We start from the raw sequence: 25482 nt of genomic DNA on the forward strand, positions 1-25482 counted from the left end.
GGAGAACTCCTGCGAAAGAACGCCCAAACTCTCGACACGCCTGGGGTAACCAGCGGTAACTTCTGGCATGTTCCCACCACAACCGCTTTCCCTCCCCAGGAGACACACCCCCATGCGCAGACTCCTCGCCTGCCTGGCGACGGCAGCCGCCGCCCTCGGCGGGCTCACCGCGGCCGCCCCGTCCGCGGCGGCCGCGGACTCGGGTACCTTCAGCGTGCTCAGCTACAACGTGGCAGGCCTGCCCGAGGCCATCTCCAGCGCGCCGACGCCCCGCGAGTCCAGCACCACGGCGATCGGCCAGCGGATAGCCCCGTACGACGTCGTCCACGTCCAGGAGGACTTCAACTACCACGCCTACCTCTACGCCGCCGACACCGCCCACGCCTACCGCACCGCCACCAGCGGCGGGGCCGGCATCGGCAGCGGACTCAACACCCTGTCGAAGACGGCCTACGACGCGGACGACTTCGAGCGGGTCGGCTGGAACTCCTGCACCTACGGCTCGGGCGACTGCCTGACCCCCAAGGGCTTCACCTTCATGCGCGAACGCCTCGCCGAGGGTGTCTACGTCGACTTCTACAACCTGCACACCAACGCCGGCACCAACGCCGACGACCTCGCCGCCCGCGCCGACAACCTCGCCCAGCTGACCGACTTCATCGCCACGCACTCCGCCGGCAACGCGGTCGTGGTCATGGGCGACACCAACACCCGCTACACCCGCAGCGGCGACACCATCGCCGAGTTCGCCGCCGCCAACGGCCTCACCGACGCCTGGGTCCAGCTGATCCGCGGCGGCACCGCGCCCGCCAAGGGCAGCGACGCCCTGGTCTGCGACCAGACCGGGACGACCGTCCCCAACACCTGCGAGGTCGTCGACAAGGTCCTCTACCGCGGCAGCAAACTCGTCTCGCTCACCGCGACCACGTACAACAACGAGCACGCCAAGTTCCTCACCGACGCCGGGCTCATGCTCTCCGACCACGATCCGATCGCGGTCGGCTTCTCCTGGTCGCGCAACTCCGCCTTCCAGCTCAGCGAGCAGTTCGGCGGGCCCCACAGCTCCTACTTCAACGACATCGACAGTGTCCCGGCCGGCGCCCGCGCCACCACCGTCGCCCTGCGCTCCGGCTCCCGCGTCGACCAGATGAGCCTCACCCTGACGGGCGGCACCAGGCTCGCCCACGGCGGCACCGGCGGCACCGCGTCCTCACTGACCCTGGGCAGCAGCGAGTACGTGACCACCGCCTACCTGTGCCAGGGCCAGAAGGACGGCCACACACGCATCTTCTACGCCAAGTTCACCACCAACCTCGGCAACACCCTGGCCGGCGGCAGCACGACCTCCGACTGCGTCACCCGTACCGCCCCCTCCGGCTGGCAGATCGCCGGATTCCACGGGCGTTCCGGGGACGAGGTCGACAAGATCGGCTTCATCTACACCCGGCGCTGAACCGGCTGACGGGCACGGCCCCGCGCGCACCGACCGCACCCACGACACACGAGGTGCACGACGCGCGCAGGGCCGTGCCCCACGCCGGCCCGGCTCAGCCCTTGACGGCGGAGCTGGCCACGCCCTGGACGAACCAGCGCTGGAAGAAGGCGAAGACGATCAGCACGGGCAGGACGAGGAGGACGCCGAAGGCGAGGATCTGGCCCCAGTCCGGGGGCAACTGGGCCTGGAACACGCTCATCTCCAGCGGCAGCGGACGCACCGAGGGGTCGGAGACCATCAGGACCGGCCAGAGGAAGGAGCCCCACTGGGTGAGGAAGGTCAGGATCGCCACCGAGGCGAAGGCAGGCTTCGACATCGGCACGATGATGGCGAAGAAGGTGCGCCAGGGTCCCGCGCCGTCCAGGCGGGCGGCCTCCTCGATGCTCGGCGGGATCGAGCGGAAGAACGTGTGGAACTGGTAGACCGAGAACGCGTTGGCGATGAACGGGACGGCCTGGACGAAGAGCGTGTTGCGCTGGCCGTTGAACATGTAGAAGAGCGGGACGGCCACCGACTCGAACGGGACCAGCATCAGCAGCAGGACCAGGGTGAAGACGGCGTCGCGCCCGCGCCACCTCAGCCGTGACAGCCCGTACGCCGCCATGGAGTTGACGAACAGGCCGCCGGTCACCACCACGAACGCCAGCAGCAGCGAGACACCCATGAAGCGCCAGAAGTAGCCGGTGCTGTCGGAGTCGAGACTGTCGAGGACGGCCGTGTAGTTGTCGAAGGACAGGTGGGTGGGCAGAAAGCCGGACAGGCCGTTCAGCACCTCGTCGGACGGCTTGAGGCTGCCCATGAACAGGTAGAGGACGGGCAGCGCGAAGACGAACGCCAGCACGGACAGGACGGCGTAGTCGAGGAAGCGGCGCAGGGGCGGACGGGTGAGGCCCGTGGGGGTGCTCATGGTCAGTCCTCGTTGTCGGGCCGGACGACGCGGCGCTGGATGAGGGTCAGGGCGACGACGATCAGGAAGAAGACGACGGTGATCGCGGACGCCTGGCCGACGTTGTTCTGGTCGAAGGCGGTGGTGACGGCCTGGTACATCACGGTGCGGGCGGCGTCCTCGTCGAGTCCGCCGCCGCGGATGAGGACGTAGACCTGGTCGAAGACCCGGAAGGAGAGCACCGAGGTGAGCATGGCGACGAAGACGAGGGTGCCGCGGATGCCGGGCAGGGTGACGTGGCGGAACTGCTGCCATCGGCTCGCGCGGTCGAGCTCGGCGGCCTCGTAGAGCTCGCCCGGTATCTGCTGGAGGCCGGCGAGGAGGATGACCATCTGGAAGCCGACGCCCTGCCAGACGGACAGCACGATGATCGAGGCCATCGCGGTGGCGGAGTCGCCGAGCCAGTCGAAGGCGCCCCAGTTGCCGAAACTCACCGCGTGCAGTGCGGAGTTGAGCATGCCCTGGTCGCTGCGGGCGAGGATGAGCCGCCAGATCACGGCGACCAGCGCCATGGGGAAGACCACGGGCATGAAGAAGAGGGACCGGAAGACCCCGATCGCCTTGAGCTTGCGGTTGAGCAGGATCGCCAGCCCGAGTGCCAGGCCCGTCTGCACGGGCACGACGACCACGGCGAAGGTCAGGTTGTTCAGCAGGGCCCGCAGGAAGGGACCGGACAGATCGGGGTCGGTGAACAGCCGCCGGTACTGCTCCAGTCCGAAGAACGTGGGTGCCAGGGGCGAGCCCAGGCGGACGTTGTAGAAGGAGAGGACGACGGCGTAGCCGAACGGGATGCCGACGAAGGCGATGAGTCCGGCGACGGCGGGCGTGGACATGAGCAGTCCGTGCAACCAGTCGCGGTCCTTGCGCACGGAGCGCGCCGGACGCGCGGGCTTGACGGCGGTCACGGGTGGGGCCTTCTCCCGGGCGTGAGGCGCGGCGTGCGCCGGTTCGACGGAGGTCACGGTGGGTCCTGTTCCCGGCGGGGGCGGGCGCGGGCCCGCCCCCGGCCGTTGGTCCTACGGGATCTTGTAGCCGGCGTTGTCGGAGAAGTCCTGGTCGATGGCGCGGGCGGCCTTGGACAGGGCGCTCTCGGGGTCGGCGCCGCTGTAGACGGAGTTGAGGGCTTCGCTGAACTTGGCGGTGACGGTGGGGTATCCGGCGGTCACCGGGCGGGTGACGGCGACGCACGTCCTGGTGATGTCGCTGTCGCCGCAGGGCTTGGCGAGCTGGTCGGCGAAGAGCTGGAGCGGGCCGCCCTGCTTGTAGAGCGGGCTCGCGGCGAGCGCGGTCTTCGTGGCGGGCGGGGCGCCGTTGGCGGTCGTCATGGCGGTGACGTTGGCGTCGTTGAGGAGGTAGTCGAGGAAGGCGCCCGCGGCCTTGGCGTTCTTGGTGTCGGCGCCGATGCCCCAGGCCCAGGAGCCCTGACCGGTCTTGGTGCCGTTGCCGAAGTCGGGCAGCGGCAGGACGACGAGGTCTTCACCGAGGGCCTTGCTGAAGGTGGGGTACATCCAGTGGCCGACCCAGCTCAGGGCGACGCGGCCGTCGGCGAAGGCATTGCCGTCGGTGTTGGGGTCGACGTAGGTCTTCCAGGACTGGAAGGTCTTCAGCGCCGAGACCGCCGCCGGGGTGTCGAGAGCCCCCTCCGCCTTGCCGTCCTTGAGGAGGGAGCCGCCCGCCGACCAGACGACCGGGGCGAAGCCGTACGTCCCCCACTCGGTGGCGAGGCCGTTGTTCTCCTGGATGTCGAGGGTCTTGCCGTCGGCGTCCTTGGCCTTGAGCGCCTTGAGCGCGGCGGTGAACTCCTCCGCCGTCCAGGCGTCGTCCACGCTCGTCGGGTAGTCGACCCCGGCCGCGTCCAGCAGCTTCTTGTTGCCGTACATCCCGAGGCCCGAGTCGTACATGCCCAGCCCGTAGTGCTTGCCGCCGATCTCGCCCTGGGACTTGGCGGCGTCGGTGGCGTTGGACATCGTCTTGGCGGAGACGTAGCCGTCGAGGGCGGCGAGCTTCTTGTTGTAGACGAAGTTCGCCATGGTCGGGCCGTCGAACTCCAGCACGTCCGGCAGTTCGGAGGCGCTGGTGGCGGTGACGGTCTTGGTGTAGTCGTTGCCCGGTATCAGCTTCAGCTCGACCTTGATGTCGCTCTGCGAGGAGTTGAAGGACTTCACCGCGGCCTGCACGGCGGCGTCCTCGCTCTTCTGGCCCTGGTGGGCCCACACGCTGATGGTGCCCTTTCCGCTGCCGGCCTCAGCGGCGGCGTCGGTGCCGCCGCCCCCGCCGCAGGCGGCCAGTGCCGCCAGGGGCAGGGCGAGAGCCAGTCCCGTACAGGCTGTGCGACGGTACCTTCTGCTGATCGAGCTCATGATGGCGTGCCTCCGTGCTGTGGCGAGGGTCGTGGTACGGATGTGCTTGCGACGCGTGGGGGTGTGGGGCTCAGGGGGGCTATTGCGGTCCGCGCGGGCGCGGCGGGGCCGTGGTCTCGCGCAGGACGAGGCGGATGGGCATCTGGACGTGCCCGGCCGGCTCGGCGGCGGGTTCGTCGAGCTGGCGCAGCAGCAGCCGGGCGGCCTCGGCGCCCTGTTCGGCCACCGGCTGGGCGACGGTGGTCAGGCCGACCACGTCGGAGAGTTCGTGGTCGTCGAAGCCGACGACGGACACGTCGTCCGGGACCTTGAGGCGGTGGCGGCGCAGCGCCCGCAGGGCGCCCATCGCCATCTCGTCGGACTGGGCGAACACGGCGGTCGGCGGGCGGGAGGCGGCCAGGAGTTCGGTCATGGCCCGCTCACCGCCCTCGACGGTGTAGTCGCCGTCGGCCTCCAGTGCCGGATCGTGCGTGATCCCGGCATCGGACAGCACGTCCAGGTAGGCGTTGCGGCGCTCGATGGGGGTGGTCCAGTGCAGCGGCCCGCTGGCCCCGCTGATCATTCCGATGCGGCGGTGCCCGAGGTTCACCAGATGCCGTACGGCGCTCTCGGTGCCGGCCCGGTCGTCGATGCCGACGACGGTGAAGCCGGGCCGGGGGCCGCCGACCGTGGTGGCCAGCGGCACGCCCAGTGAGCGCAGCGCGGCCGCCTCCCCCTCCTCCGGGATGAGCAGCGACAGCACCGCGTCCACCCGCTTGCGGACCGGCAGTTTGGTGAAGAAGCGTTTGCGTGTCTCCGGCGAGCCGAGGTTGTACAGCAGCACGTCGTACCCGGCGGCGCTGAACACCTTCTCGGCCGCGTCCAGCACGGTGCCGAAGAACCAGCGGCCCACATAGGGGACCAGGACCCCGATGGTGTAGGTCCGGCCGCTGGCCAGACTGGAGGCGGAGCGGGAGGCGGTGTAGCCGAGCTGGGCGGCGACGGCGCTGATCTGCTCCCGCACCGCGTCGGAGACGCCCGGCCGGCCGCGCAGGGCGCGGGACACGGTGGAGGCGGAGACGCCGGCGGCGCGGGCGACGTCGTTGATGCTGGCCGTCACGGGGTGGTTCCTCCCGTAGTTTTCACGTCGGTGTGATCTGTGGGTGACGTGACCGTAAACCCGCCCACCTTGTTGCGCAAGCGTTTGCGTTCATATTTACTTGGGCCGATTCCAAAGTGAGTCCGTTTTGATCGATGGTCAGCGCATGCGTTTGGGCGCTGTGAGCCGACAGGAACTGTGCATGCGATACGCCCCGCCCGGCCTCTGCGTGAACGACTTCGCCCTGCTGCGGGACGAGGACGGCACCTACACCGTGCTGCATCTGCAGGGGCCCTGGACGGCCGAGTTCGACCACCTGCGGATGGAGACCTCCTACGGCCGGGCCACCTCCACCGACCTGGTCGGCTGGCGGCCGCAGGGCAGCGCGTTCGGCGTCGGCCTGCCCGGCCGCTTCGACCAGCAGGCCGTGTGGACCATGCACCCCGTCCGGCACGGCGAGGGAATGGCGATGTTCTACACCGGCGTGAGCGAGCTGACGGCGGACGGCTGGCCCCTGCAGTCGGTCGGGCTGGCGTACTCCGACCGCACCGACGGCACCGGCTGGCGGCGCCACGGCACCGCACCGGTCGTGGAGGCGGACCCGCGCTGGTACCGCACCGGCGAGCGGATGGCCTGGCGCGACCCGTTCGTGGTCCGCGACGACGAGACGGACGGCTGGGTGATGGTCGTCTGCGCCGCCGACGCCTCGCTGCCGGTCGAGGTCGGCGGCTGCGTGGCCTGGGCCACCTCCGACGACCTGGAGCACTGGACGGTCCAGCCGCCGCTCATCTCGCCGGGCGACGTCGACGAGCTGGAGTGCCCGGTCCTGGAGCGCCTGGACGACGGCGGCTGGCTTCTGCTCGGCTCCATCGGCGCGACCCGCGGCTTCGAGTCATGGACCGCCCCGAGCCTGCGGGGACCGTGGACGCGGCGCGGACCCCTCGGGCCCACGGGCAGTTACGCCCCGCGTGTCGTCGCCGCGCCCGACGGCTCCCGGGTCGTGCTGCACACCACGCCCCGGCGGGTCGGTCTCACCGACGCCGGGGAGCGCTGCCGCGGCATGCTCGCCCAGCCGAAGCTCCTGGTCACGCCCGAGGAGGGGGCACCCCGCCTGGAGTGGTGGCCGGGCCTGAACGCGTGGCTCGGCGAGGAAACCCTCCGGCCCGGCCTGCACGCGGTCGGCGACCTCGTCATGACCGGCCCCGTCGAGATCACCCTGCGCACCCTCGACGAGCAGGGCGAGCAGCCCGCCCTGGTGGTCGGCTGCGACGGCAAGAACCTGTGGGTCACCGGGCCGGACGGCGCCCGCCTCGGCGAGACGGTGCTCGCCGGTCCCCCGGCGACGCTGCGCATCCTCACCGTCGGCGAGTACGTCGAGGTCTACGCCGACGGCGTCTTCGCCCTGACCACCCTGTGCTACTCGGGACGCCCCGCCCCGTGGACCGCGGTCACCGACGGAGACACCCGCACCCTCCCCGTCCGCCCGATCCGCCTTCCCGACCCCGACCGTGACGACGCGTCAGCCGTCTGGCCCGGCCCGGCAGGCCCCTGACACCGCTCGGCTCGGGCCGAGCAAGGCGGCCCGAGCCGGACAGACGGAGCCGGACGGGCCGAGCCGGGCAGGCCAAGCCAGGCAGGCCGAGCCGGACGGCCCGAGCCGGGGAGGGATTCCAGCCATCGCGCGGGACCGATTGCCCGGTGGGCGCCGGGCCGGGCACGGACGTCGCCCGTGCTGGGCAGCGCCGACCGCTCCGCCTACGACCGTGGTGGGCCCCACCGGCCACCGCTGCGACCCGGCCAACGGCAACACGGTCACCGTCTCCCCGCCCGGTGGCACCGGCCTGCGTCACCTGCGACCGGCGTCAGCGCCAACACCGGCTGTCCGGTGGGGCAGTTCAGCGAGGTGCAGGCGTATCTCACGCCATGACGCCCCGCCCTGTGCCTCGCTTCCCGTCAGTCGGAGAAGTGGCGTACCAGCTCCTGGGTGAACACCTGGGCGGCCGGTGCCGTCCACCGCCTGCGGTGGCGGGCCAGCCGCACGGGCACGTCCGCGAACCGCGGACCGCGGACCCGCGCCAGCCGTCCCTGGCGCAGGTGCTCCCGCGCGGTCGTGAGCGGCAGCAGGGTCAGTCCCAGGCCGGCGGCGACACAGGAGCGTGCCGCGTCCACGCTGCCGAACCGGGTCAGCCGCGGCCGCGCCCCGGGCACGGCGAGCAGCCGTCGCTCCAGCTCGTCGCTGTAGGAACAGCCCTGTTCCAAAAGGAAGAAGGGCTCCGCCGCGAGTTCCGCCCAGGTCGCCGCACGGGTCCGCGCGGCGAGCGGATGGCCGGGAGCGCACAGGAGTGCGAGGGGCTCGCGGGCGACCGGCTCGGTCGTCAGATCGGGGAAGTCCGCCTCCTCCTCCAGCAGCAGCGCCAGGTCGAGGCGTCCGGACCGCACCCCCTCGACGCACTCCGCGGTGCCGGCCGCGTCCAGCCGTACGTCCACCTCGGGGTGGCTGGTGCGCAGGGCGGCGATCAGGTCCGGCAGCCGGGTGGAGCACAGCGACTCGGGGGTGCCGACGACCACCCGCCCTCCCACCGGGCCGTCGCCGGAACCGGCGGCCTTCAGCCGGGCCACGGCGTCGAGCACGTCCTCGGCGCCGTCCAGCAGCCGGCGGCCGGATTCGGTGAGCAGCGCGCCCGTGGGCAGGCGGTCGAAGAGCCGGGTGCCCAGCTCCCGCTCCAGGGTGCGGATGTGCACGGTGACCGTGGACTGGGCCAGGTGCAGCTCGGTGGCGGCGGCGGTGAAGCTGCCCGTGCGGGCGAGCGCGGCGAAGGTGTGCAGCAGGCGGGTGTCCACACCGCCAGGCTATGTGAAAACCCGATCGACAGGATCGTATTTCATCGTTGGACTCGATGGGTCCGGGATGACAGCGTGGAGCCATGACCACCGACGTGAGCGGGACGAACCCCGTGAGCCACCCCGAGCCGCACGCCGACACCCTGCGCTACACGGCCTTCACCGACGACCCGACGGGAGGCAACCCCGCCGGGGTCGTGCTCGACGCCGCCGGGCTGGACGAGGCGGCGATGCTCGCCGTCGCCGCCGAGGTCGGCTACTCCGAGACGGCCTTCGTCACCGGCCGGGACGAGGTGGCGCGCCGATTCCGGGTGCGCTACTTCAGCCCGCTCGCCGAGGTGGCCTTCTGCGGGCACGCGACCGTCGCGCTGGCGGTCGCCCTCGCCGAGCGGCTGGGCCCCGGGGACATCGTCCTGGACACCGCCGCGGGCGAGATTCCCGTGGCCACCAGGGTGGACGACGAGGGCGCGGTGGTGGCCACGCTCACCAGCGTCGCGACGCGTTCGCGCCCCGCCACGAGCACCGAGCTGGACGCGACGCTGACGGCCCTGGGCTGGGCTCCCGGCGACCTGGACCCGGCGCTGCCCGCGCATGTGGCGTTCGGCGGCAACGACCACCTGGTCCTGGCCGCCGCCTCGCGGGCGCGGCTGGCGGACCTGGACTACGACTTCGACGGACTCGGCGAGGTGATGCGGCGCCACGGCTGGACGACCGTCCACCTCGTGTGGCGTGAGTCGCCGGAGCACTTCCACGCCCGCGATCCCTTCCCGGTCGGCGGAGTCGTGGAGGATCCGGCGACGGGGGCGGCCGCCGCGGCGTTCGGCGGTTACCTCCGCACGGTGGGCCTCGTCACCGGCCCGGCCAGGATCACGATCCGCCAGGGAGAGGACATGGGCCGCCCCAGCGACCTGCTGATCGAGGTGGACCCGCAGGACCCGCGCGTCCGGGTCACGGGGCGGGCCGTGCCGATCGGCTAGGAGGATGAGGGGGCGCGGGGGGCGGGTTCCTCGGGGAGGCCCGTCGCCCGCGTGGTGATGCCGCGCAGGAGGCGGTCGGCGTAGGCGTGGAAGCGGGCCGGCATGTCGAAGCCCTTGGGGTCGAGGACCCACTGGAGCTGCAGGCCGTCCATCACGGCGGCCGTTTCCTCGGCCACCCCGACGACATCGGTTCCCGGCCTCAGCTCGCCGCTGTCCACGGCTCGTTGCAGCGAGGCCGACATGACCGAGACCAGTTCGGTGTAGCGCCGGACGAAGTAGGGGTGGGCGGGGTGTCCGGGGTCGCCCGCCTCGGCGGCGAGGACGTTGAACATACGGGTGCGGCCGAGGCGGGCGGCGTTGTACTCGGTGAGCCGGAGCAGGCTCACGTAGCACTCGGTGACCGTGGAGAACTCCTCCCGGAAGAACCTCTCCGAGTCCTGCTGCTCGGTGCGGGCCAGGACCTGCACGAGGAGGTCCTCCTTGCTGCGGAAGTGGTGCAGCAGGCCGCCCTGGGTGATGCCGACGTCCTTGGCGATCCGGGCCAGGGAGGAGGCGTGGAAGCCCCACTGGGCGAAGTGTTCGACGGCGGCGTCCAGGATGCGCAGCCGTCGCTCGTCGCCGACGGCGTAGCCGCCGCGGCCGGCGGCCCTGCCCGCTCTGGCGCCGTCCTTGTGCTCGGTGCCGTCCTTCTGGTCCATGGCGGTCACCCTAGCCCGCCCACAGGGTGCTCCTCGGTGGAGTGCGACACACCGCCGGACCGTCGGTTACACGAGTAAGCGGCCGGGATTTTCAAGCCGTGTGCAGCGTGATTCAAGCCACGCGACCAAAACCTACTACCTACTCGGTTTTACTGCTTCCCTGATCGGGCCGGTGCGGCGAAGAAGCCGCCCCCGTCCCCCATGGAGAGCCGCCATGGCCCTGAGCCACGACGCCCCGCTCGGCGAGTCGCCCGCCCCGACCGCCGTCCCCGCCGGGCAGTCCGCCCCCGCCGACGCCCTCGCCCCCGTCGCGCAGTCCGCCCCCGCCGTCGCCTCCCCCGCGGCCGGCCGGCCCGCGGACGCCCTCCCCAAGGCCCCCGCCCCGCTCGTCCTGGCCCTCGCCTTCGCCCAGTTCGGCGCCTATCTCGCCGTCCTGACCCCGGTCATGGTGACCCTCGCCCTGCGGGTCAGCCAGATCGTCCCGGAGGCGGACCGGGGTGCCGCCCTCGGGCAGGTGCTCAGCGTCGGCGCGCTCCTCGCGATGCTGGGCAACCCCGTCTTCGGCGCCCTGTCCGACCGCACCACCAGCCGCTTCGGCCGCCGCCGCCCCTGGCTGGTGGGCGGGATGGCCGCCGGACTCGCCGGGCTCCTCGTCGTCGCCCTCGGCGGCAGCGTGCCGGTGCTGGTGTTCGGCTGGGCCGTCGCCCAGCTCGGCATCAACGCCACGCTGGCCGCCCTGACCTCGTGCGTCCCCGACCTGATCCCGCCGCAGCAGCAGGCGCGGGTGTCCGGCGTCATCGGCATCACGACCTCGCTGGCGATGATCGGCGGTTCGGTGCTGGCCCAGGTGTTCAGCGGCTCGATGGCCCTGGCCTTCCTGGTGCCGGGCGCGATCGGCCTGGCCGCCGTCACCTGCCTCGCGGTCGTCGTCAAGGACCGTCCGGCCCGCGCCGGCGCCTTCGCCCCGTACAGCCTCAAGGAGTTCCTGCGGAGCTTCTGGGTCAATCCGCGCAGGCACCCCGACTTCGCCTGGAACTTCGCCGGCCGCTTCCTGGTCTTCACCGGCGCCTCCTGTGTCACCAGCTACCAGGTCTACTTCCTGATGGACCGCCTCGGCTACGACGACACCGCGGTCACCGGCAAGGTGCTGGCCGGCACCCTCGCCATGGTGGTCGCGATCGTCGTCGGCTCGCTGCTCGGCGGCCAGCTCTCCGACCGCTCCGGCCGCCGCAAGCCGTACGTGCTGGGGTCCTCGCTGGTCATGGCGGTCAGCCTGGCGATGATCGCCTCCGCGCAGAACTTCGGGATGTACGTCGCCGCGCTGGTCGTCTTCGGCTTCGGCGAGGGCCTGTACCTCTCCGTCGACATGGCGCTGGCCGCCGCGGTGCTGCCCGACCCGGAGGAGTCGGCCAAGGACATGGGCGTGCTGAACATCGGCAACGCCCTCCCCCAGTCCCTCGTCCCCATCGTCGCTCCCGCGTTCCTCGCGATCGGCGGCGGCGGAAACTACGGCGCGCTGTTCCTCTTCGGCGCGGTCGCCGCCGTGCTGGGCGCGGTCGCCGTCCAGTTCATCCGCTCGGTCAAGTAGCCCCGCGGCCCCGACGGCCTCCCCGGCCCCCACGGCCCCCACGGCCCCCACGGCCCCCACGGCCCCCACGTACAAGGAATCCCGGATGACCACCCCCGCGTACCGCGATCCGAACCTGCCCGTCGACGAGCGCGTCGAGGACCTGCTGGCCCGGATGACCCTGGAGGAGAAGGCGGGCCAGCTCTTCCACACGATGCTGACCATGACGCCGGACGGCGGGCTCGCCGAGGAGGGCCCCTTCCTCCGGTGCGGCACCACGGAGCTGGTCACGGGCCGCCGTCTGACCCACTTCAACCTGCTCGGCCAGGGCGACGCCCGCGCCATGGCCCGCTGGGCCAACCGGATGCAGGACCTGGCCGCGGACACCCGGCTGGGCATCCCCGTCACCCTCTCCACCGACCCCCGGCACGCCTTCACCGACAACCCGGGCGCGTCCTTCGGCTCCGGGGCGTTCTCGGCCTGGCCCGAACCGCTGGGCCTGGCCGCGATCGGTGATGCGGAGCTGGTGGAGAGGTTCGCCGACACGGTCCGCCGCGAGTACCTGGCGGTCGGCTTCCGGGTCGCCCTGCACCCGCAGATCGACCTGGCCACCGAGCCGCGCTGGTCCCGCCAGTCCGGCACGTTCGGCTCCAGCGCGCAGGTCGGCGGCGAACTGGCGGCCGCCTACGTGCGGGGGCTGCAGGGCCCGCGGCTCGGCCCGCGGTCGGTCGCCGCGATGGTCAAGCACTTCCCCGGCGGCGGGCCCCAGAAGGACGGCGAGGACCCGCACTTCCCGCACGGCAAGGAGCAGGTGTACCCGGGCGGCATGCGCGAGTACCACCTGGCCCCGTTCCGGGCGGCCGTGGAGGCCGGGTGCTCGCAGATGATGCCGTACTACGGCCAGCCCGTCGGCACCGACTGGGAGGAGGTCGGTTTCGGCTTCAACAAGGATGTCCTGACCGGCCTGCTGCGCGAACGTCTCGGCTTCGACGGCATCATCTGCACCGACTGGGGCCTGCTCAGCGACGCGGAGATCATGGGCGAACCGGCCGAGGCCCGCGCCTGGGGCGTCGAGCACCTGAGCGTCGCCGAACGCGCGGCGAAGGCGCTGGACGCCGGCACCGACCAGTTCGGCGGGGAGCAGTGCCCCGAGGTGATCGTCGAGCTGGTGCGCACCGGCCGCGTCGCGGAGGAGCGGATCGACGTCTCCGTACGGCGGCTGCTGCGCGAGAAGTTCGTGCTGGGGCTCTTCGAGAACCCGTACGTCGACCCGGACCGCGCCGAGGAGGTCGTCGGCGCCCGTGAGTTCACCGCCCTGGGCGAGGCGGCCCAGCGGCGCTCGCTCACCGTGCTGGAGAACCGCGGCCTGCTGCCCCTGCGGGGCCGTCCCGAGCTGTACGTCCAGGGGATGAGCCGGGAGGCGGCCGCGGCGTACGGCAACATCGTCACCGATCCGGCCGACGCGGACGTGGCCGTCCTGCGCCTGCGCACCCCCTACGAGCGACGCCCCGGCGCCTTCGAGTCGTTCTTCCACGCGGGTTCACTGGCGTTCCCCGACGAGGAGCTGAAGGAGATCCTGCGGCTGCTCGACGCGGTGCCCACGCTGGTGTGCGTCAACCTCGAACGGCCCGCCGTCCTCCCGGAGATCGCGGAGCGTGCGGCCGCCCTGGTCGCCGACTACGGCGCCTCGGACGCGGCACTTCTGGACGTGGCCTTCGGCCGGGCCCGCGCCGAGGGCCGCCTCCCGTTCGAACTGCCGCGTTCCATGGCGGCGGTGGAGGCGTCCCGCCCGGACGTCCCCAACGACACGCGGGACCCCCTCTTCCCTTACGGCCACGGCGTCGAACTCCCGTGAGCCGCTGATGCGCCGCGTCCCGCCGGCGGACGGCGCCGCACCGCGTGCGAGTCGTACGGGCCGCGGCGACGGATCACGTCGCGGGCGGGCCGTCGCCACCGGCCCGTACGTCCGTGCGCCCGTGCGGTCAGCGGGCGGCGAGGAGTTCGAGGGTGTCGATCACTCGGTTGGAGAAGCCCCACTCGTTGTCGTACCAGGCGACCACCTTGATGTGGCGGCCGTCGACGCGGGTGAGGGCCGAGTCGAAGATCGACGACGCCGGGTTGCCCGTGATGTCGGACGAGACCAGGGCGTCCTCCGAGTATTCGAGGATGCCGGCGAGCGGGCCCTCGGCGGCGGCGCGGTACGCGGCGAGCACCTCGTCGCGTGTCACGTCGCGGGCGACGGTCGTGTTCAGCTCGACGATCGAACCGACCGGGACGGGCACGCGGATCGAGTCGCCGGACAGCTTGCCGTCGAGGTTCGGCAGCACGAGACCGATCGCCTTGGCGGCGCCCGTCGTGGTCGGCACGATGTTGACCCCGGCGGCACGGGCGCGGCGGGGGTCGCGGTGCGGGCCGTCCTGGAGGTTCTGCTCCTGCGTGTAGGCGTGCACCGTCGTCATGAAGCCGTGCTCGATGCCGGCGAGGTCGTCGAGGACCGCGGCCAGCGGGGCGAGCGCGTTGGTCGTGCAGGAGGCGTTCGAGACGATCGTGTGCAGGTCCGCGTCGTAGGCGTCGGTGTTCACCCCGTAGGCGAGCGTGACGTCGGCGCCGTCCGAGGGCGCGCTGACGAGCACCTTCCTCGCGCCTGCGTCGAGATGGGCGCGGGCGGCCTTGGCGGAGGTGAAGCGGCCGGTCGCCTCCAGCACGATGTCGACGTCGAGCGCGGCCCACGGCAGGTTGGCCGGTTCGCGCTCGGCGAGCACCTTGATGCGACGGCCGTCGACGACGAGGGCGCCGTCGTCGACGGTGACCGGGCGGCCCAGCCGGCCGGAAGTCGAGTCGAAGGCGAGCAGCCGCGCGAGGGCGGTGGGCTCCGTGAGGTCGTTGACGGCGACGATCTCCAGGTCGCTGTCGCGTTCGAGAAGCGCGCGCAGCACGTTGCGTCCGATGCGGCCGAATCCGTTGACGGCGATGCGAGTCATGAGTGGTGTCCCTTCGGTTCACCACCAGCCTCGCGTGCGGCGGGCGCCCGTGACCGGGGCGCGAGCGCCATGGTTCGCAAGGATCTCGCCAGCCCGGGCCGGCCGGCGGTCACGCGCCGCGGGTGAAGGTGCGGCGGTATTCGCTCGGGGTGGTGCCGAGGATCTGCTGGAAGTGCAGCCGCAGGTTGGCGCCGGTGCCGAGCCCGACGTCGTTCGCGATCTGTTCGACGCCGCGCTCGGAGCGTTCGAGCAGTTCGCGGGCCCGGTCGATGCGGGCGCGCATCACCCACTGCATGGGCGTGTATCCCGTGTCCTCGACGAAGCGGCGCGAGAAGGTGCGGGGCGAGACCGCCGCGTGCCGGGCGAGCGTCTCGAGGGTGAGGGGTTCGTCGAGCCGGTGCAGGGCCCACTCGCGGGTGGCGGCGAACCGTTCGCCCAGCGGCTCCGGCACGCTGCGCGGCACGTACTGCGCCTGGCCGCCGCTGCGGTAGGGCGCCGCGACCAGGCGCCGGGCCGCGTGGTTGGAGGCGGCCACGCCGAGGTCGCCGCGCAGGATGTGCAGGCACAGGTCGATGCCCGAGGCGGCGCCCGCCGAGGTGAGCACGCTGCCCTCGTCGACGAACAGGACGTTCTCGTCGACCCGCACGAGCGGGTGCTTCGCCGCCAGCGCGCGGGCGTAGTGCCAGTGCGTGGTGGCGCGTCGGCCGTCGAGCAGGCCCGTGGCGGCGAGGGCGAAGGCTCCCGTGGAGATGGCGGCCAGCCGGGCGCCCCGGGCGTGGGCGGCGAGCAGCGCGTCGACGACCGCCCGCGGCGGGTCCTCACGGTCGGGGGACCGGTAGCCGGGGATGAAGACGATCTCGGCCCAGGCGAGCGCCTCCAGGCCGTGCGCCACGTGGTACGACAGCCCGTCCCCGCCGGTCACCAGCCCGGGCGCCGCCCCGCACACGCGTACCTCGTACGGCATGCTCGCGCGGGTCGTGAACACCTGCGCGGGGATGCCCACGTCGAGCGGCTTGGCGCCTTCGAGCACGAGGACGGCGGCACGGCGGAGGGGGGTGGGCGGCACGGGGAAAGCGTACGGGGCGTGAGCGGTACGGCCGCGACGCGCCGAACACGGCGGCCCGGCTCCGGGTGTCCGGGAGCCGGGCCGTCCGAGGGCCTGTCAGCGGATGTCTCTCAGCCCTGGCGGGCCTTGAAGCGGGGGTTCTTCTTGTTGATCACGAAGGTCACGCCCCGTCGGCGGACCACCTGTGATCCCGGCTCTGCCTTCAGCGAGCGCAGGGAGCTGCGGACCTTCACGGCGATGTCCTCCTTCGTACGGGCCCGCCGGCGGCGGGGATGTTCAGCGCTCCTCGCGGAACGCGACGTGGCGGCCGGCCACCGGGTCGTACTTGCGCAGGACGAGGCGGTCGGGGTCGTTGAGACGGCTCTTGCGGGTCACGTAGGTGACACCGGTTCCGGCCGTCGACTTCAGCCTGACGACAGGGCGCGTGGTGCTGCGTGCCATGGCGTCCTCCCTTCGCTTCCGACTGACCCGAACATGTCAGTCACGGGCTCCAACAAGGGACCCGGTCCCCGCATTCCCCGCGGATCGAGCACGTGCCCCCGGCATGCTTCCGTGCGCCTCCCCGGCGCCGGTACGTCCGCCCCCGTCACGTCGTTCGCGACAGGGAAGGCGAACAGGTCACGGGCACGGGGGTTGCGGCATGTGGGCAGCACTGCGAGAGGCACGGGTGCAGCGGTGCGTCGGCCTGGGCGCCGTCGCCCTGGCGCTGACCGCGCTGACCGTGGTCCTGGCGGGCAGGGGCGGGGACGCGGACGCGACGTCGATGTGGATCTCGGCGGTCTCGGCGTTCGTCTCGGTCTGTGCGCTCGCGGCCGACCTGCTGCGGGAGCCCGCGGCGGACCCGGAAGCCGGGCCCGAGCGACGACGACGGGCGGCCGACGAGCTCTCCCGGGCCGTGCTGGCCCAGTGGGCGCCGGAGGCCCGCAGGCGCCGGCTGCAGGACCCGGCGCCGCTCGACGTCCGCTGGACGCGGGTGGGTCCGCCGCTCGCCGACCACGAGCACAACGTCCGGCCCGGGCGGCCGGTGCCCGCCCCGCGCGACGGGGACCAGCGGCTCGACCGCATCGCCGGCACCTTCCGTGACATCCCCTCCCGCCGGCTGGTCGTGCTCGGCGGACCCGGCGCGGGCAAGACCGTTCTCGCCCTCCGGTTCGTCCTGGACCTGCTCGGCACCCGGCGGTCCACGGACCCGGTCCCCGTCCTCCTCCCCCTGGCGAGCTGGGAACCCGGCGCCGTCGGCCTGCGCGCCTGGCTGGCCGAACGGCTGGCCGCCGAGTACCGGCCGCTGGCCGCCGTGCGAGGCGGCCGCACGCTGGCTCGCGAACTGCTGGACGAGGGGCTCGTCCTGCCGGTGCTGGACGGCTTCGACGAGATTCCCCGGGAATCGCACGCGCGGGCGCTGAGCCGGCTCAACGCCGAACTCGACGAGCGGCTGCCCGTCATGCTGACCTGCCGCGACGAGGACTGGGGCCGTGCACTGGGCGAGGCCGGTGGAGACGTCCTGACGGCCGCCGAGGTGATCAGGCTGCGTCCGCTGGACCCGGAGACCGCCAGGGAGTACCTGGAGAGCACCGCGCGCCCGATCGGGGGGACACGTCCGAACGGCCGTCCGGTGACCGTCTGGACGGCCGTCCTGGACGCGCCCACCGCCCCGCTGACCGCCGTACTGAGGTCACCGCTGATGGTGGCGCTGGCGCGCACGGTGTACGGGGACACCTCCCGCGACCCGTCCGAGCTCACGGAGCCCGACCGCTTCCCCTCGGCGACGGCCGTCGAGGGACACCTGCTGGACTCCTTCGTCCCGGCCGCCTTCGCCGACGAGGACGGGATCTGGCGCCCGGACGCCGCGCACCGGTGGCTGCGGTGCCTGGCCCGGCTCCCTTCAGGCGCCCGGGCCACCTGGCAGCTCGGCTGGTGGGAGCTGCCGGCGGCGATGCCGCCGTGGCTGCGCGTGCTCGGTCCCGCGGGCTCAGCCCTGCTCGCCACCGCCGCGGTGCTCGTGCCATTGGCCCGGTACGGCGGTGGCGTCGTCGGGAACTGGGACAGCGTCCTGTCGGCGGTGCTCAACTTCGCGGGACTGCTGGCCGGCCTGTGCTTCGGACTGGCCCTGATGCTGCCCGCCGAGCCCGCGGCACCGCCCGGGCCGCGGCAGCTGACGCGCATGGCGCTGACGATGACGGGCGCGGCGACAGTCCTCGCCCTGGTGACGGGCTGGTGTGTCCCGCCCCTCGTCAGCGCGCGGCTCGGAGCCGTGATCACGCCGAGGCCCGCCTGGTTCCTGAACGGGTGCGTCTTCGGGCTGGTCCTGTCCCTGATGTTCGCCGTCGGCGGGCTGCCCCGCCGGCCCCTGCCGCTGAGCCTGCCGTGGACGGGCAGCCCGAGCGGGCCGCGGGCCGTGCGGGCACTGGGCGGTGTGATCCTCTTCGCCGGTCTCGCGAGTTACGGCTACTTCCGGGCGGCCGTCCCGGCGATGACCTGCTGCCTGGCCGGGCTGCTGCTGACGCTCGCCGGCCAACCGCGGCGCGGGGCCCGGGGCGTGGAACCGTACGCGGGTCCGGCCGCCGTCCTGCGCGGCTTCGCCCGCGGGCTGGGGCGGGGTCTGCTGGCCTGCACCTTGATCGGCGTCTGCGCCGGGGCCGTCGTCGGCGGTGTCACCGGCGCCTTCGCCGCGTACGAGATCCACCGTCCGGCGGGGGCGCGGACCACGGCCGGCGCGGAGGTCGACGGCTGGCGCCTCGGCATGACCGACGGACGGCGCTCGGTCGAGTCGGTACGGCCCCGGCGCGTCGAGCTGGTGAGCCGGACCGCGCTCGCCCGTCCGTTCGCCGTCCACCAGGGTGCCCGGATCTCGTGGGACGAGCGGCGCGGAACGTACGAGGGGACGGTGCGGATCCAGGCGCGGGGCGACCGCTGGGTGCTCGTGTGGCGGGGCACGCCGCAGAGCTGGCGGGGCCGGGCCGTCGACGCCCACAACCTGGTGGTCGCCCTGCCGCGTGACGTCGAACTCTGGCTCGTGCACCGCGGCACCGGCGCGGTCGTCCGGGACGCCGTGGAGCCGTTCGTGGCCTTCGGCGTCCTCGTCGGCGCGATCGGCGGCTGCGCCTCCGGTGTCTGCCTCGCCCTCAACACCCCTGCCGACACCATCCGCGCCGCCGACCCGCCGAGCACCCTGCGCACCGACCGCGCCGCCACCCTCGCGCGCAGTGCCGTCGCGGCGCTCGTGGCGGGCGGTGGCTGTCTGGCGTTCATCTCGGCCACCGGCCGGGGCACCACCCTGGGCACCATGCACACGGAGGTGTGGGTGCCGGTGGGCACCAGCGCGCTCGCGCTCAGCGCCTGGGGCCGGCTGGGCACGGCGCGCATCTGGCTGGCGGTCACCGGGCGGGCGCCCTGGCGGCTGATGCGGTTCCTGGAGGACGCGCACCGGCGGGGCGTGCTGAGGCACTCCGGGGCGCTCTACGAGTTCCGGCATGTGCGCCTTCAGGAACGGCTGGCGGCACGGACCACCGAGGAGACGGCCGCTGGGCGACCCGACGGGCGGGCTCCCGCGCCCCGGCCGCGCGACTCCCCCGGCCGGCACCAGCCACAGCCCTGACCGCGAGGCGGCCTGCGTCGGGTCTCACGAGGCTCGGCGACGGCCGGCGTCCTTCACGGTGTCTCACACCGGCTCGGCGGGTACGGCGGCCCCGCGCTGTCCCGCACCGGCTCGGCGGGTACGGCGGCCCCCGCGCTGTCTCACTCCGCAGGCCGTCGGGCGGTCGGAGGGCCAGGGCGCCTGGCCGGGCGGCCGGAGGGCCCGGGACGCCTGACCGGGCAGTCGGAGGGCCCGGGACGCATGGCCCGGCGGCCGGAGGGCCCGGCCGCGTGGTGGGGCGGTCGGCCGTCGGGCCGTCGGGCCGTCAGGAGGGGCGCTCGGGTGTCGCTGCGGGGACGGGAACGATCTTTCCGTGTACGGAAGTTGAACACTGGACGCGAGGCCCGTGTCCCGTCTCGCGGCGTCTCTACGCTGACGCGCGTGCGAGATCAGCGGCAGGCGGGCTACGACCGCCACGGCAGTCCCCGTGAGCAGTCCCCCCGGACGGTCCCGGCACCCCGCGCGGCCGGTCCGGGCGGTCGCCCGAACCCCCTGCTGGGGCTTCAGCAGACCGCGGGCAACGCCGCCACCGTCGCGGCCATGAGCGCGGCGGGGCCGTCCACCGCCCGCAGGCGGTCCCCCGGGACACCGCTGCCGACCGTGGTCGAGGAGAACGCCCTGCAACTCCCGCCGTATCTGCGGGACATGGAGGCGCCGGGGCTGTCCACGGCGTACGGTCTCACCGGCCACGAGTTCGTCACCGCGACGCTGGCGGGCGTGGTCGGGCACCGCGACGGCGTGGTCGCCGGGATCGCCGCCGAGCTCGCGGGGCGGCCCGAGTCCTTCTACGGGAGCGGACGGGCCTTCGCCGTCACCGGTGTGCGGGGCACGGACCGCTACGACGTCACGGTGCGGGTCTCCCCCGCCGACGACGACCGTCCCGGTCTCTTCTCCCCCGAGGGTCCCGACGCCGAGGGCGCCGCCACCAAGGTGGACGTGCAGCACCACACCGCCGCCACGGTCGCCCACGGCACGGGCTCGTCCGCGTCGAAGGGCGCCGCGTTCACCGCGTTCGGGCTGGCGCCGGTGGCGCCCGGCGTCTGGCTCGGCGGGGCGGCGACCGTCAACGCCCAGCCCTTCCAGTCGTCCCGGGACTCGCGCACCCAGCGGAACACGGCGGAGCCGCGCGTGCTGCGCAGCGACAAGGGGTCCGTCGAGGTCCCGCGCCGGGTCCGCTACGGCGTGCGGATCATGAAGGACGGCGAGCGTGCCGCGCGGGAGTCCAGTGGGGCCGGCACCCTCACCATGCGGGTGCCGGTGGAGCATCTGGTGCCGGCCGCCGCCGCGCCGGTGCCCCGGCCGGCTCCGGTGTCCCCCGACACCGCCCGGGCGGTGTCGCTGGCCGACTCCATGGCCCCGCTCGCGGTCTCGGACACCGCCGCCCCGCACCAGGGCGGGGGCGGCCTGTTCGACGCGGTCGCCTCGGCCCTGCACCCGTCGCTGACCTGGCCCGGCGCCCCCGGCCGGGCGCGCCTGTACGAGGCCACCGCCACCGCGACCGTGCTGGAGGACCTGCCGCGGCTGCTGCGGGACGGGGTCGTGGGCGAGGACCTGACCAGCCGGGACGGCACCACCACCGGCACCTACCGGATGCACGCCACGATCACCGGGCTGGCCCCCGGCTGGAGCACCGGCAGGACGCAGCTGCGTACGCACCAGCAGACCCAGCACGCGGTCACGGACACGGCGGGGAAGGGCCGCGGCGGCGCCTTCGGCGTCGGCCCCGCGGCGGGGTTCGGCGTCCTGGGCAACGCGGCCGCCGTGCGCGGCACGGTCATGCCGGTGGTCGGGGCGCGGCAGTCCCGGTTCAGCGTGGCCGAGCAGACCGTGTCCAGCCGGCAGGGCGCGGAGGTGCGCGGCGACAAGGTGCTCTACCTGGGGACCGTGCTCTTCACCGTCGAGGGCAGCGGGCCCTCGTCGCCGCTCACCCGGGCTCGGGGCGGCGGCCGTACGGCGCACCACACGATGCGGGTCTGGATCAGCCTGCGTGCCGACGAAGCCCAGGAGCTGGGGCTGCCGCTGCCGGAGGGCGTGACGGCCGAGGAGTTCGTCAAGCGTCCGCAACGGCCCGCGGGGGACGCCGAGGACGCGGGTCAGGGGGAAGGCAAGGGGAAGGGGAAGGGGAAAGGCAGGACCAGGCCCACGGAGACCGCCGAGGCCGCCGGGCAAGAGGCCACCGGGCGAGAGGCCACCGGGCAGGAGGCGGCCGGAAGCGCGGCTCCCGGACACGTCGTGCGGCATCTGCCCTTCGGCGCGATGGGCTCCAGCGTGGCGATCAGCCGCCTGGACACCGCCCCGATGATGCGGGCCGTGCGGAACCTGTTCGCCACCGATCCCCGGCTCAGCGGCTGTCTGCCCGCCTTCGGGGAGGAGGCGCAGCCGCGCGAGCCGAGCCCGGAGGAGGCCGAGGTCCAGCGGCGCAACTACCGTGAGCTGGTCACCGTCCTGTCGGAGACCAACCTGCGCGTCCACAAGGACCAGTTGCTGTCGACGGGCATCCGGGTCCGGTTGCGCCGCAAGTCCCGCTTCCACACGCACGACGTGCAGCTGAAGGTGACCGGCTCGCTCCGGGAGACCGGCCATCTCGGCGACACCAAGGACTGGCTGGTGCGCAGCCACTCGGGGGTGACCAGCAACCTGCAGAGCGGGCGCGCCAGTTCGCGCAGCGTCGGCGGGATGGCACTCGGCCAGTTCCGGCTGATCCCCGGCGCCCTGACCCTGTCGGCGCGCGCCGAGAAGGGCCGCACGACGACCCGGCGCGGCCAGGCGGGGCCGACGCTGCGCACCGACGTCCTCACCAACGGCTCCGAGGACGCGAGCGTGTTCGGCGGGGCGCTGAGCCTGAACGTCGGTGTCACCATGACGACCCGGCAGCGCAAGGCGGCCCGCTCCCTCACCCCGGGTGCGCCGGGCCGGGACGTGCCCACCGCCGAGGAGCTGGCGACGCTGCCCCTCGACGCGCAGGACGTGCGGCTGCTCACCCCCACCGCCTTCACCCTGGACGACGACGCCAAGCGGCGGCTGGACGCCGGGACCGCCGCGCGCACCGCTCGGCACCGCGATCTACGCACCGAGTTCGCGGCATCGGGCATCGGCGACCTGGCCGGACTGACACCGCGGCAGATGGGCGGCCGGGGCGTGCGGGAGTGGACGCTGGTGGAGACGGTCGGCGACGGTCAGCCGGTGCGGGACCTCGCGTTCGAGCTGCTGGCGCGGGCGGCAGCCCGCAACAGGGAGGCGCGGGAGGACCGGGCACTGCAGACGGAGGGGCTGGCGCCGCGGCTCGCGATCGAGGAGCGGTTCGCTCCGCAGGCCGTGACGGCGGCGTTGCGGCAGGCGGTCTCGGCGGGCTGGGTGGTGCAGAACCTGCGATACGCGCGGCGGCTTGCCGGGCTGAACGGCGCGGTCGGCACCCGGTTCGCGCTGACCGCGCCGCGGATCGTGCACCAGGGCACGGGAGCGGGCACCGAGACCTTCGTCCTGGGCGGACACCAGGTCACCGGTCAGGAGGGCACGAGTCACAGCACCTCGGTGCAGGGCGGCCTGACGGGAGCGGAGAACGGCACCGACTGGCGCATCGCCGAGGGTGTCGCGGCCGGCCGCTCCCTGGGCAGCGGCGACACGACAGCGTCCACGCTGGTCGGCACCGTCGAACGCAACGCGCACACCTCGCGCAAGAGCCCGCTGTACCTGGTCCGCTGCGACCTGGTGGTGCGGATGGTGGCCGAGGTCGCGGTGACCGGCGGCGGTCCGTACGTGGCGCGGGGCGGCCGTACGGTGCCGGCGGCGGTCGGCGTGTGGCTGACCGAGCGCCAGCTGCGGGCGGCGGGACTGAAGGTGCCGGGCGAGGAGGGACGGGAGGCGGCCGGGCCGGGGAAGGCGGCCGGGCCGGCGAAGGGTGCCCAGGAGTCCTCGCGGTCCGTGCCGGAGCCGGCGGCGCCGGCCGGGGAGGAGCGCGCGGAGTCCTCCGGCGGCGGGCCGAAGAGCGGGTCCCTGCTGCCGCCGGCGCCCGTCCCCGCCCTGGCCCAGGCCCTGCCGCTCGGCTTCGGCATGGTCGAGGACCTGCCCGACTTCCTTCCGCTGCTGGAGCGGATCCGCGGCCGGCTGGGCGCGTCGCTCGCCGACGACCTGCTGCCGCGCACCCGGCTGACGGACCGCAACGACAATGTGCAGCGACTGCTGCGGGTGCTGGACCGGGACGGCTCGGCGGGCCTGCTGTCGAGCGCGATGGACGGTGGCGTGGGCGTCGAGCTGTTCGACGGGCGCAGGCGGCCGTACCGGGCGGTGTTCAGTGTCCGCAGGACCGGTCGGGGCAGTTACGCCGAGACCGCCTCCGACGGCCGGGACATGGAGTACATCACCTCCGCCGCCGCGCAGCGGGCCGCCGCCCACGACGAGAGCGACAGCCGGGGTGTCGAGGCGGTCGTCGCCGGTTCCGGGAAACCCGACGGCGGCGCCGGCCGGCTCAAGAGCACCGGCGCGGCGGCCGGCCTCGGTCTCTCGGCGGGCGACACGCGCCGCTCGGCGAGCGTCGGGCGGGCCCAGCTGGGCGTGAAGACCGTCGCCGAGGCGTCGTCCGCTCCGTCGGCCCGGATGCACGTACCGGTCGAGGCGACCTTGGAGATCTTCTCGGGCAACCGCCGGGTGGCCCTCGCGCGCCTGGACGACCTGCACCTGACCCATCGTGTCCTGGCCGCCGACCTGCACGCGCTCTCCCGGCTCGCCCCGGTCCCGCCCGGGCAGGCCGGCCGGCGCGCGGTCCCCGCCGAGGAGGGCGGCGCCGACCGGCTCGGCCCGTGGCGGCGCGGCGGGCTGCGGCTTCCCATGGAGGCCCAGGTCAACGGCTTCCGGGGGACGCCGAGGGTGCGGCAGGCGGTGGACGAGGCCGTCGAACGGGCGGGCGGGAACGCGCGCTTCCGGACCGGCGGCGAGGCGGCCTTCCATCTGCTGCGCGAGACCGTCTCCACGGAGTGGCTGATCGCGTCGCTGCCCCTGCTGACCGCCGCGGGCGTGGATCTCCCGCCGGTGCACGCGACCGGTGCGTCCGGCCAGGACCTGCGCGCCTCGCTGCACGCCTGGCTGCGGGCGGGGCGGGTGCTGGGCGTCGGCGACAAGATGACCTTCGAGACCGTCGCGCAGAGCGGTCTGGAGGCGCCGCGTCCGACGGGCACGGACGGCCAGCAGGCGAACGAGCACGGCCGCTCGGCGCGGGGCCTCTTCGGCGCGGGGGTGCTGAACGCCGACGAGTTCCGGTTGAACCAGCTCCTCGGTGGTGTGGACGGCTCCGGCAGTGCGACCGCCACGGCGGCGAACGCGGCCGGCTCGATGCCGCTGCACAAGCCCAAGTCCGAGTCGGTGCTGGTGCAGTTCACGCTGGACGTGCGGGTGGTGGCGGAGGTGAGCGACCGGGTGCGGCCCGGGCGGCGGTCGACGGCCGTGCGGGAGGTGACGCTCCCGGACCCGGTGGTCGTCCGCATGCCGGCTCCCGCGGTACGCCGTCTGCTGGCCGACCCGGCGCAGCGCGGTCTGCTGCGGGATCCGGAGGACCACCTGAAGCTCCGCGCCCGCCCCGACGGCCCGTGACGGGGCGTCCCCGCGCGGGCCGTTCCGGGTCGCCGGGCGCGTGTCCCGACGGCGCGCGCTCCCGCGGTCGTTCGCCGGGTGTCCGGCCCGGGCGTGCGCGGCGGGTCCGGCTGCCGTCGGAAACGCCGGGGGCAGCGGGTCCCCGGTCGCCGCGGTGCTGTTCGGTCCGGGGTGGCCGGTGCCGTGTGCGGCGGGGGCCGTCTCGCATGGTCAGGGGCGGCCGTCGGTGCGACGCTGGAGGTGAGAGGCGTCCTAG

The 25482-nt window shown here is 73.7% G+C and carries 17 protein-coding genes; 7 read left to right on the forward strand and 10 right to left on the reverse strand.

Translation table 11 applies throughout. From position 1 onward, the window contains the following. The first annotated feature begins 112 nt into the window (after positions 1-112). On the forward strand, positions 113-1453 hold the full coding sequence (locus ACFY2L_RS27285) for a jacalin-like lectin (RefSeq protein ID WP_390661557.1): 1341 nt from the start codon (positions 113-115) through the stop codon (positions 1451-1453). A gap of 94 nt (positions 1454-1547) precedes the next feature. On the opposite strand, the gene ACFY2L_RS27290 is transcribed toward ACFY2L_RS27285, so the two are convergent. From ACFY2L_RS27290 to ACFY2L_RS27305, 4 genes are all read right to left on the reverse strand, one after another. Beyond that, the gene (locus ACFY2L_RS27290) at positions 1548-2402 is read right to left on the reverse strand and encodes a carbohydrate ABC transporter permease (RefSeq protein WP_390823694.1); all 855 of its coding nucleotides are present in this window, start codon (positions 2400-2402) and stop codon (positions 1548-1550) included. A gap of 2 nt (positions 2403-2404) precedes the next feature. Further along, positions 2405-3346 (reverse strand): carbohydrate ABC transporter permease, encoded by a 942-nt coding sequence (locus tag ACFY2L_RS27295; protein ID WP_390661555.1) that lies wholly within the window; start codon positions 3344-3346, stop codon positions 2405-2407. Positions 3347-3457: 111 nt separating this feature from the next. Further along, positions 3458-4801, reverse strand: coding sequence for an ABC transporter substrate-binding protein (locus tag ACFY2L_RS27300; protein ID WP_390823695.1), 1344 nt, complete (start codon positions 4799-4801; stop codon positions 3458-3460). A 79-nt stretch (positions 4802-4880) separates the two neighbouring features. Then, positions 4881-5900, reverse strand: coding sequence for a LacI family DNA-binding transcriptional regulator (locus tag ACFY2L_RS27305; RefSeq protein WP_390661553.1), 1020 nt, complete (start codon positions 5898-5900; stop codon positions 4881-4883). 181 nt (positions 5901-6081) lie between these two features. Between ACFY2L_RS27305 and ACFY2L_RS27310 the strand changes: the two genes are divergently transcribed. Continuing rightward, positions 6082-7431: a mucin-1 gene (locus ACFY2L_RS27310; RefSeq protein WP_390823696.1), complete on the forward strand. Its 1350-nt coding sequence runs from the start codon at positions 6082-6084 to the stop codon at positions 7429-7431. 401 nt (positions 7432-7832) lie between these two features. On the opposite strand, the gene ACFY2L_RS27315 is transcribed toward ACFY2L_RS27310, so the two are convergent. Next, complete coding sequence (locus ACFY2L_RS27315; protein WP_390661551.1) at positions 7833-8720, reverse strand: LysR family transcriptional regulator; 888 nt, start codon at positions 8718-8720, stop codon at positions 7833-7835. 83 nt (positions 8721-8803) lie between these two features. Between ACFY2L_RS27315 and ACFY2L_RS27320 the strand changes: the two genes are divergently transcribed. After that, entirely contained in the window at positions 8804-9697 is an 894-nt protein-coding gene (locus ACFY2L_RS27320) for a PhzF family phenazine biosynthesis isomerase (RefSeq protein ID WP_390661550.1), read from the forward strand. On the opposite strand, the gene ACFY2L_RS27325 is transcribed toward ACFY2L_RS27320, so the two are convergent. Beyond that, the gene (locus tag ACFY2L_RS27325; RefSeq protein WP_390661549.1) at positions 9694-10395 is read right to left on the reverse strand and encodes a TetR family transcriptional regulator; all 702 of its coding nucleotides are present in this window, start codon (positions 10393-10395) and stop codon (positions 9694-9696) included. The genes ACFY2L_RS27320 and ACFY2L_RS27325 overlap by 4 nt on opposite strands. Before the next feature lie 214 nt (positions 10396-10609). On the opposite strand from ACFY2L_RS27325, the gene ACFY2L_RS27330 reads away from it, so the two are divergent. After that, positions 10610-11983 (forward strand): MFS transporter, encoded by a 1374-nt coding sequence (locus tag ACFY2L_RS27330; RefSeq protein WP_390823697.1) that lies wholly within the window; start codon positions 10610-10612, stop codon positions 11981-11983. An 85-nt stretch (positions 11984-12068) separates the two neighbouring features. Continuing rightward, complete coding sequence (locus tag ACFY2L_RS27335; RefSeq protein WP_390661547.1) at positions 12069-13817, forward strand: glycoside hydrolase family 3 protein; 1749 nt, start codon at positions 12069-12071, stop codon at positions 13815-13817. Positions 13818-13944: 127 nt separating this feature from the next. On the opposite strand, the gene gap is transcribed toward ACFY2L_RS27335, so the two are convergent. From gap to rpmG, 4 genes are all read right to left on the reverse strand, one after another. Continuing rightward, positions 13945-14943: a type I glyceraldehyde-3-phosphate dehydrogenase gene (gene gap / locus ACFY2L_RS27340; protein ID WP_390661545.1), complete on the reverse strand. Its 999-nt coding sequence runs from the start codon at positions 14941-14943 to the stop codon at positions 13945-13947. 109 nt (positions 14944-15052) lie between these two features. Beyond that, entirely contained in the window at positions 15053-16009 is a 957-nt protein-coding gene (locus ACFY2L_RS27345; protein WP_390661544.1) for a GlxA family transcriptional regulator, read from the reverse strand. 110 nt (positions 16010-16119) lie between these two features. Next, positions 16120-16242 (reverse strand): type B 50S ribosomal protein L36, encoded by a 123-nt coding sequence (gene ykgO / locus ACFY2L_RS27350; protein WP_390661543.1) that lies wholly within the window; start codon positions 16240-16242, stop codon positions 16120-16122. A 43-nt stretch (positions 16243-16285) separates the two neighbouring features. Beyond that, positions 16286-16450, reverse strand: a complete 165-nt coding sequence (rpmG, locus tag ACFY2L_RS27355) for a 50S ribosomal protein L33 (protein WP_390661542.1) — start codon at positions 16448-16450, stop codon at positions 16286-16288. A 199-nt stretch (positions 16451-16649) separates the two neighbouring features. Between rpmG and ACFY2L_RS27360 the strand changes: the two genes are divergently transcribed. Both ACFY2L_RS27360 and ACFY2L_RS27365 read left to right on the forward strand, forming a co-directional pair. Continuing rightward, positions 16650-19604, forward strand: coding sequence for an NACHT domain-containing protein (locus tag ACFY2L_RS27360; RefSeq protein WP_390823698.1), 2955 nt, complete (start codon positions 16650-16652; stop codon positions 19602-19604). A gap of 420 nt (positions 19605-20024) precedes the next feature. Next, positions 20025-25226, forward strand: a complete 5202-nt coding sequence (locus ACFY2L_RS27365) for a hypothetical protein (protein ID WP_390823699.1) — start codon at positions 20025-20027, stop codon at positions 25224-25226. Positions 25227-25482: the final 256 nt, after the last annotated feature.

This window comes from Streptomyces sp. NPDC001381 (assembly GCF_042895685.1).
Classification (GTDB): domain Bacteria; phylum Actinomycetota; class Actinomycetes; order Streptomycetales; family Streptomycetaceae; genus Streptomyces.

What these genes read in the sequence shown, in the direction of transcription:
- ACFY2L_RS27320 (WP_390661550.1), top strand. Translation starts at nt 8,804, where the DNA reads ATGACCACCGACGTGAGCGGGACGAACCCCGTGAGCCACCCCGAGCCG.
- ACFY2L_RS27330 (WP_390823697.1), top strand. Translation starts at nt 10,610, where the DNA reads ATGGCCCTGAGCCACGACGCCCCGCTCGGCGAGTCGCCCGCCCCGACC.
- ACFY2L_RS27325 (WP_390661549.1), bottom strand. Translation starts at nt 10,395, where the DNA reads ATGGACCAGAAGGACGGCACCGAGCACAAGGACGGCGCCAGAGCGGGC.
- ACFY2L_RS27335 (WP_390661547.1), top strand. Translation starts at nt 12,069, where the DNA reads ATGACCACCCCCGCGTACCGCGATCCGAACCTGCCCGTCGACGAGCGC.
- ACFY2L_RS27310 (WP_390823696.1), top strand. Translation starts at nt 6,082, where the DNA reads ATGCGATACGCCCCGCCCGGCCTCTGCGTGAACGACTTCGCCCTGCTG.
- ACFY2L_RS27360 (WP_390823698.1), top strand. Translation starts at nt 16,650, where the DNA reads ATGTGGGCAGCACTGCGAGAGGCACGGGTGCAGCGGTGCGTCGGCCTG.
- rpmG (WP_390661542.1), bottom strand. Translation starts at nt 16,450, where the DNA reads ATGGCACGCAGCACCACGCGCCCTGTCGTCAGGCTGAAGTCGACGGCC.
- ACFY2L_RS27290 (WP_390823694.1), bottom strand. Translation starts at nt 2,402, where the DNA reads ATGAGCACCCCCACGGGCCTCACCCGTCCGCCCCTGCGCCGCTTCCTC.
- gap (WP_390661545.1), bottom strand. Translation starts at nt 14,943, where the DNA reads ATGACTCGCATCGCCGTCAACGGATTCGGCCGCATCGGACGCAACGTG.
- ACFY2L_RS27300 (WP_390823695.1), bottom strand. Translation starts at nt 4,801, where the DNA reads ATGAGCTCGATCAGCAGAAGGTACCGTCGCACAGCCTGTACGGGACTG.
- ACFY2L_RS27285 (WP_390661557.1), top strand. Translation starts at nt 113, where the DNA reads ATGCGCAGACTCCTCGCCTGCCTGGCGACGGCAGCCGCCGCCCTCGGC.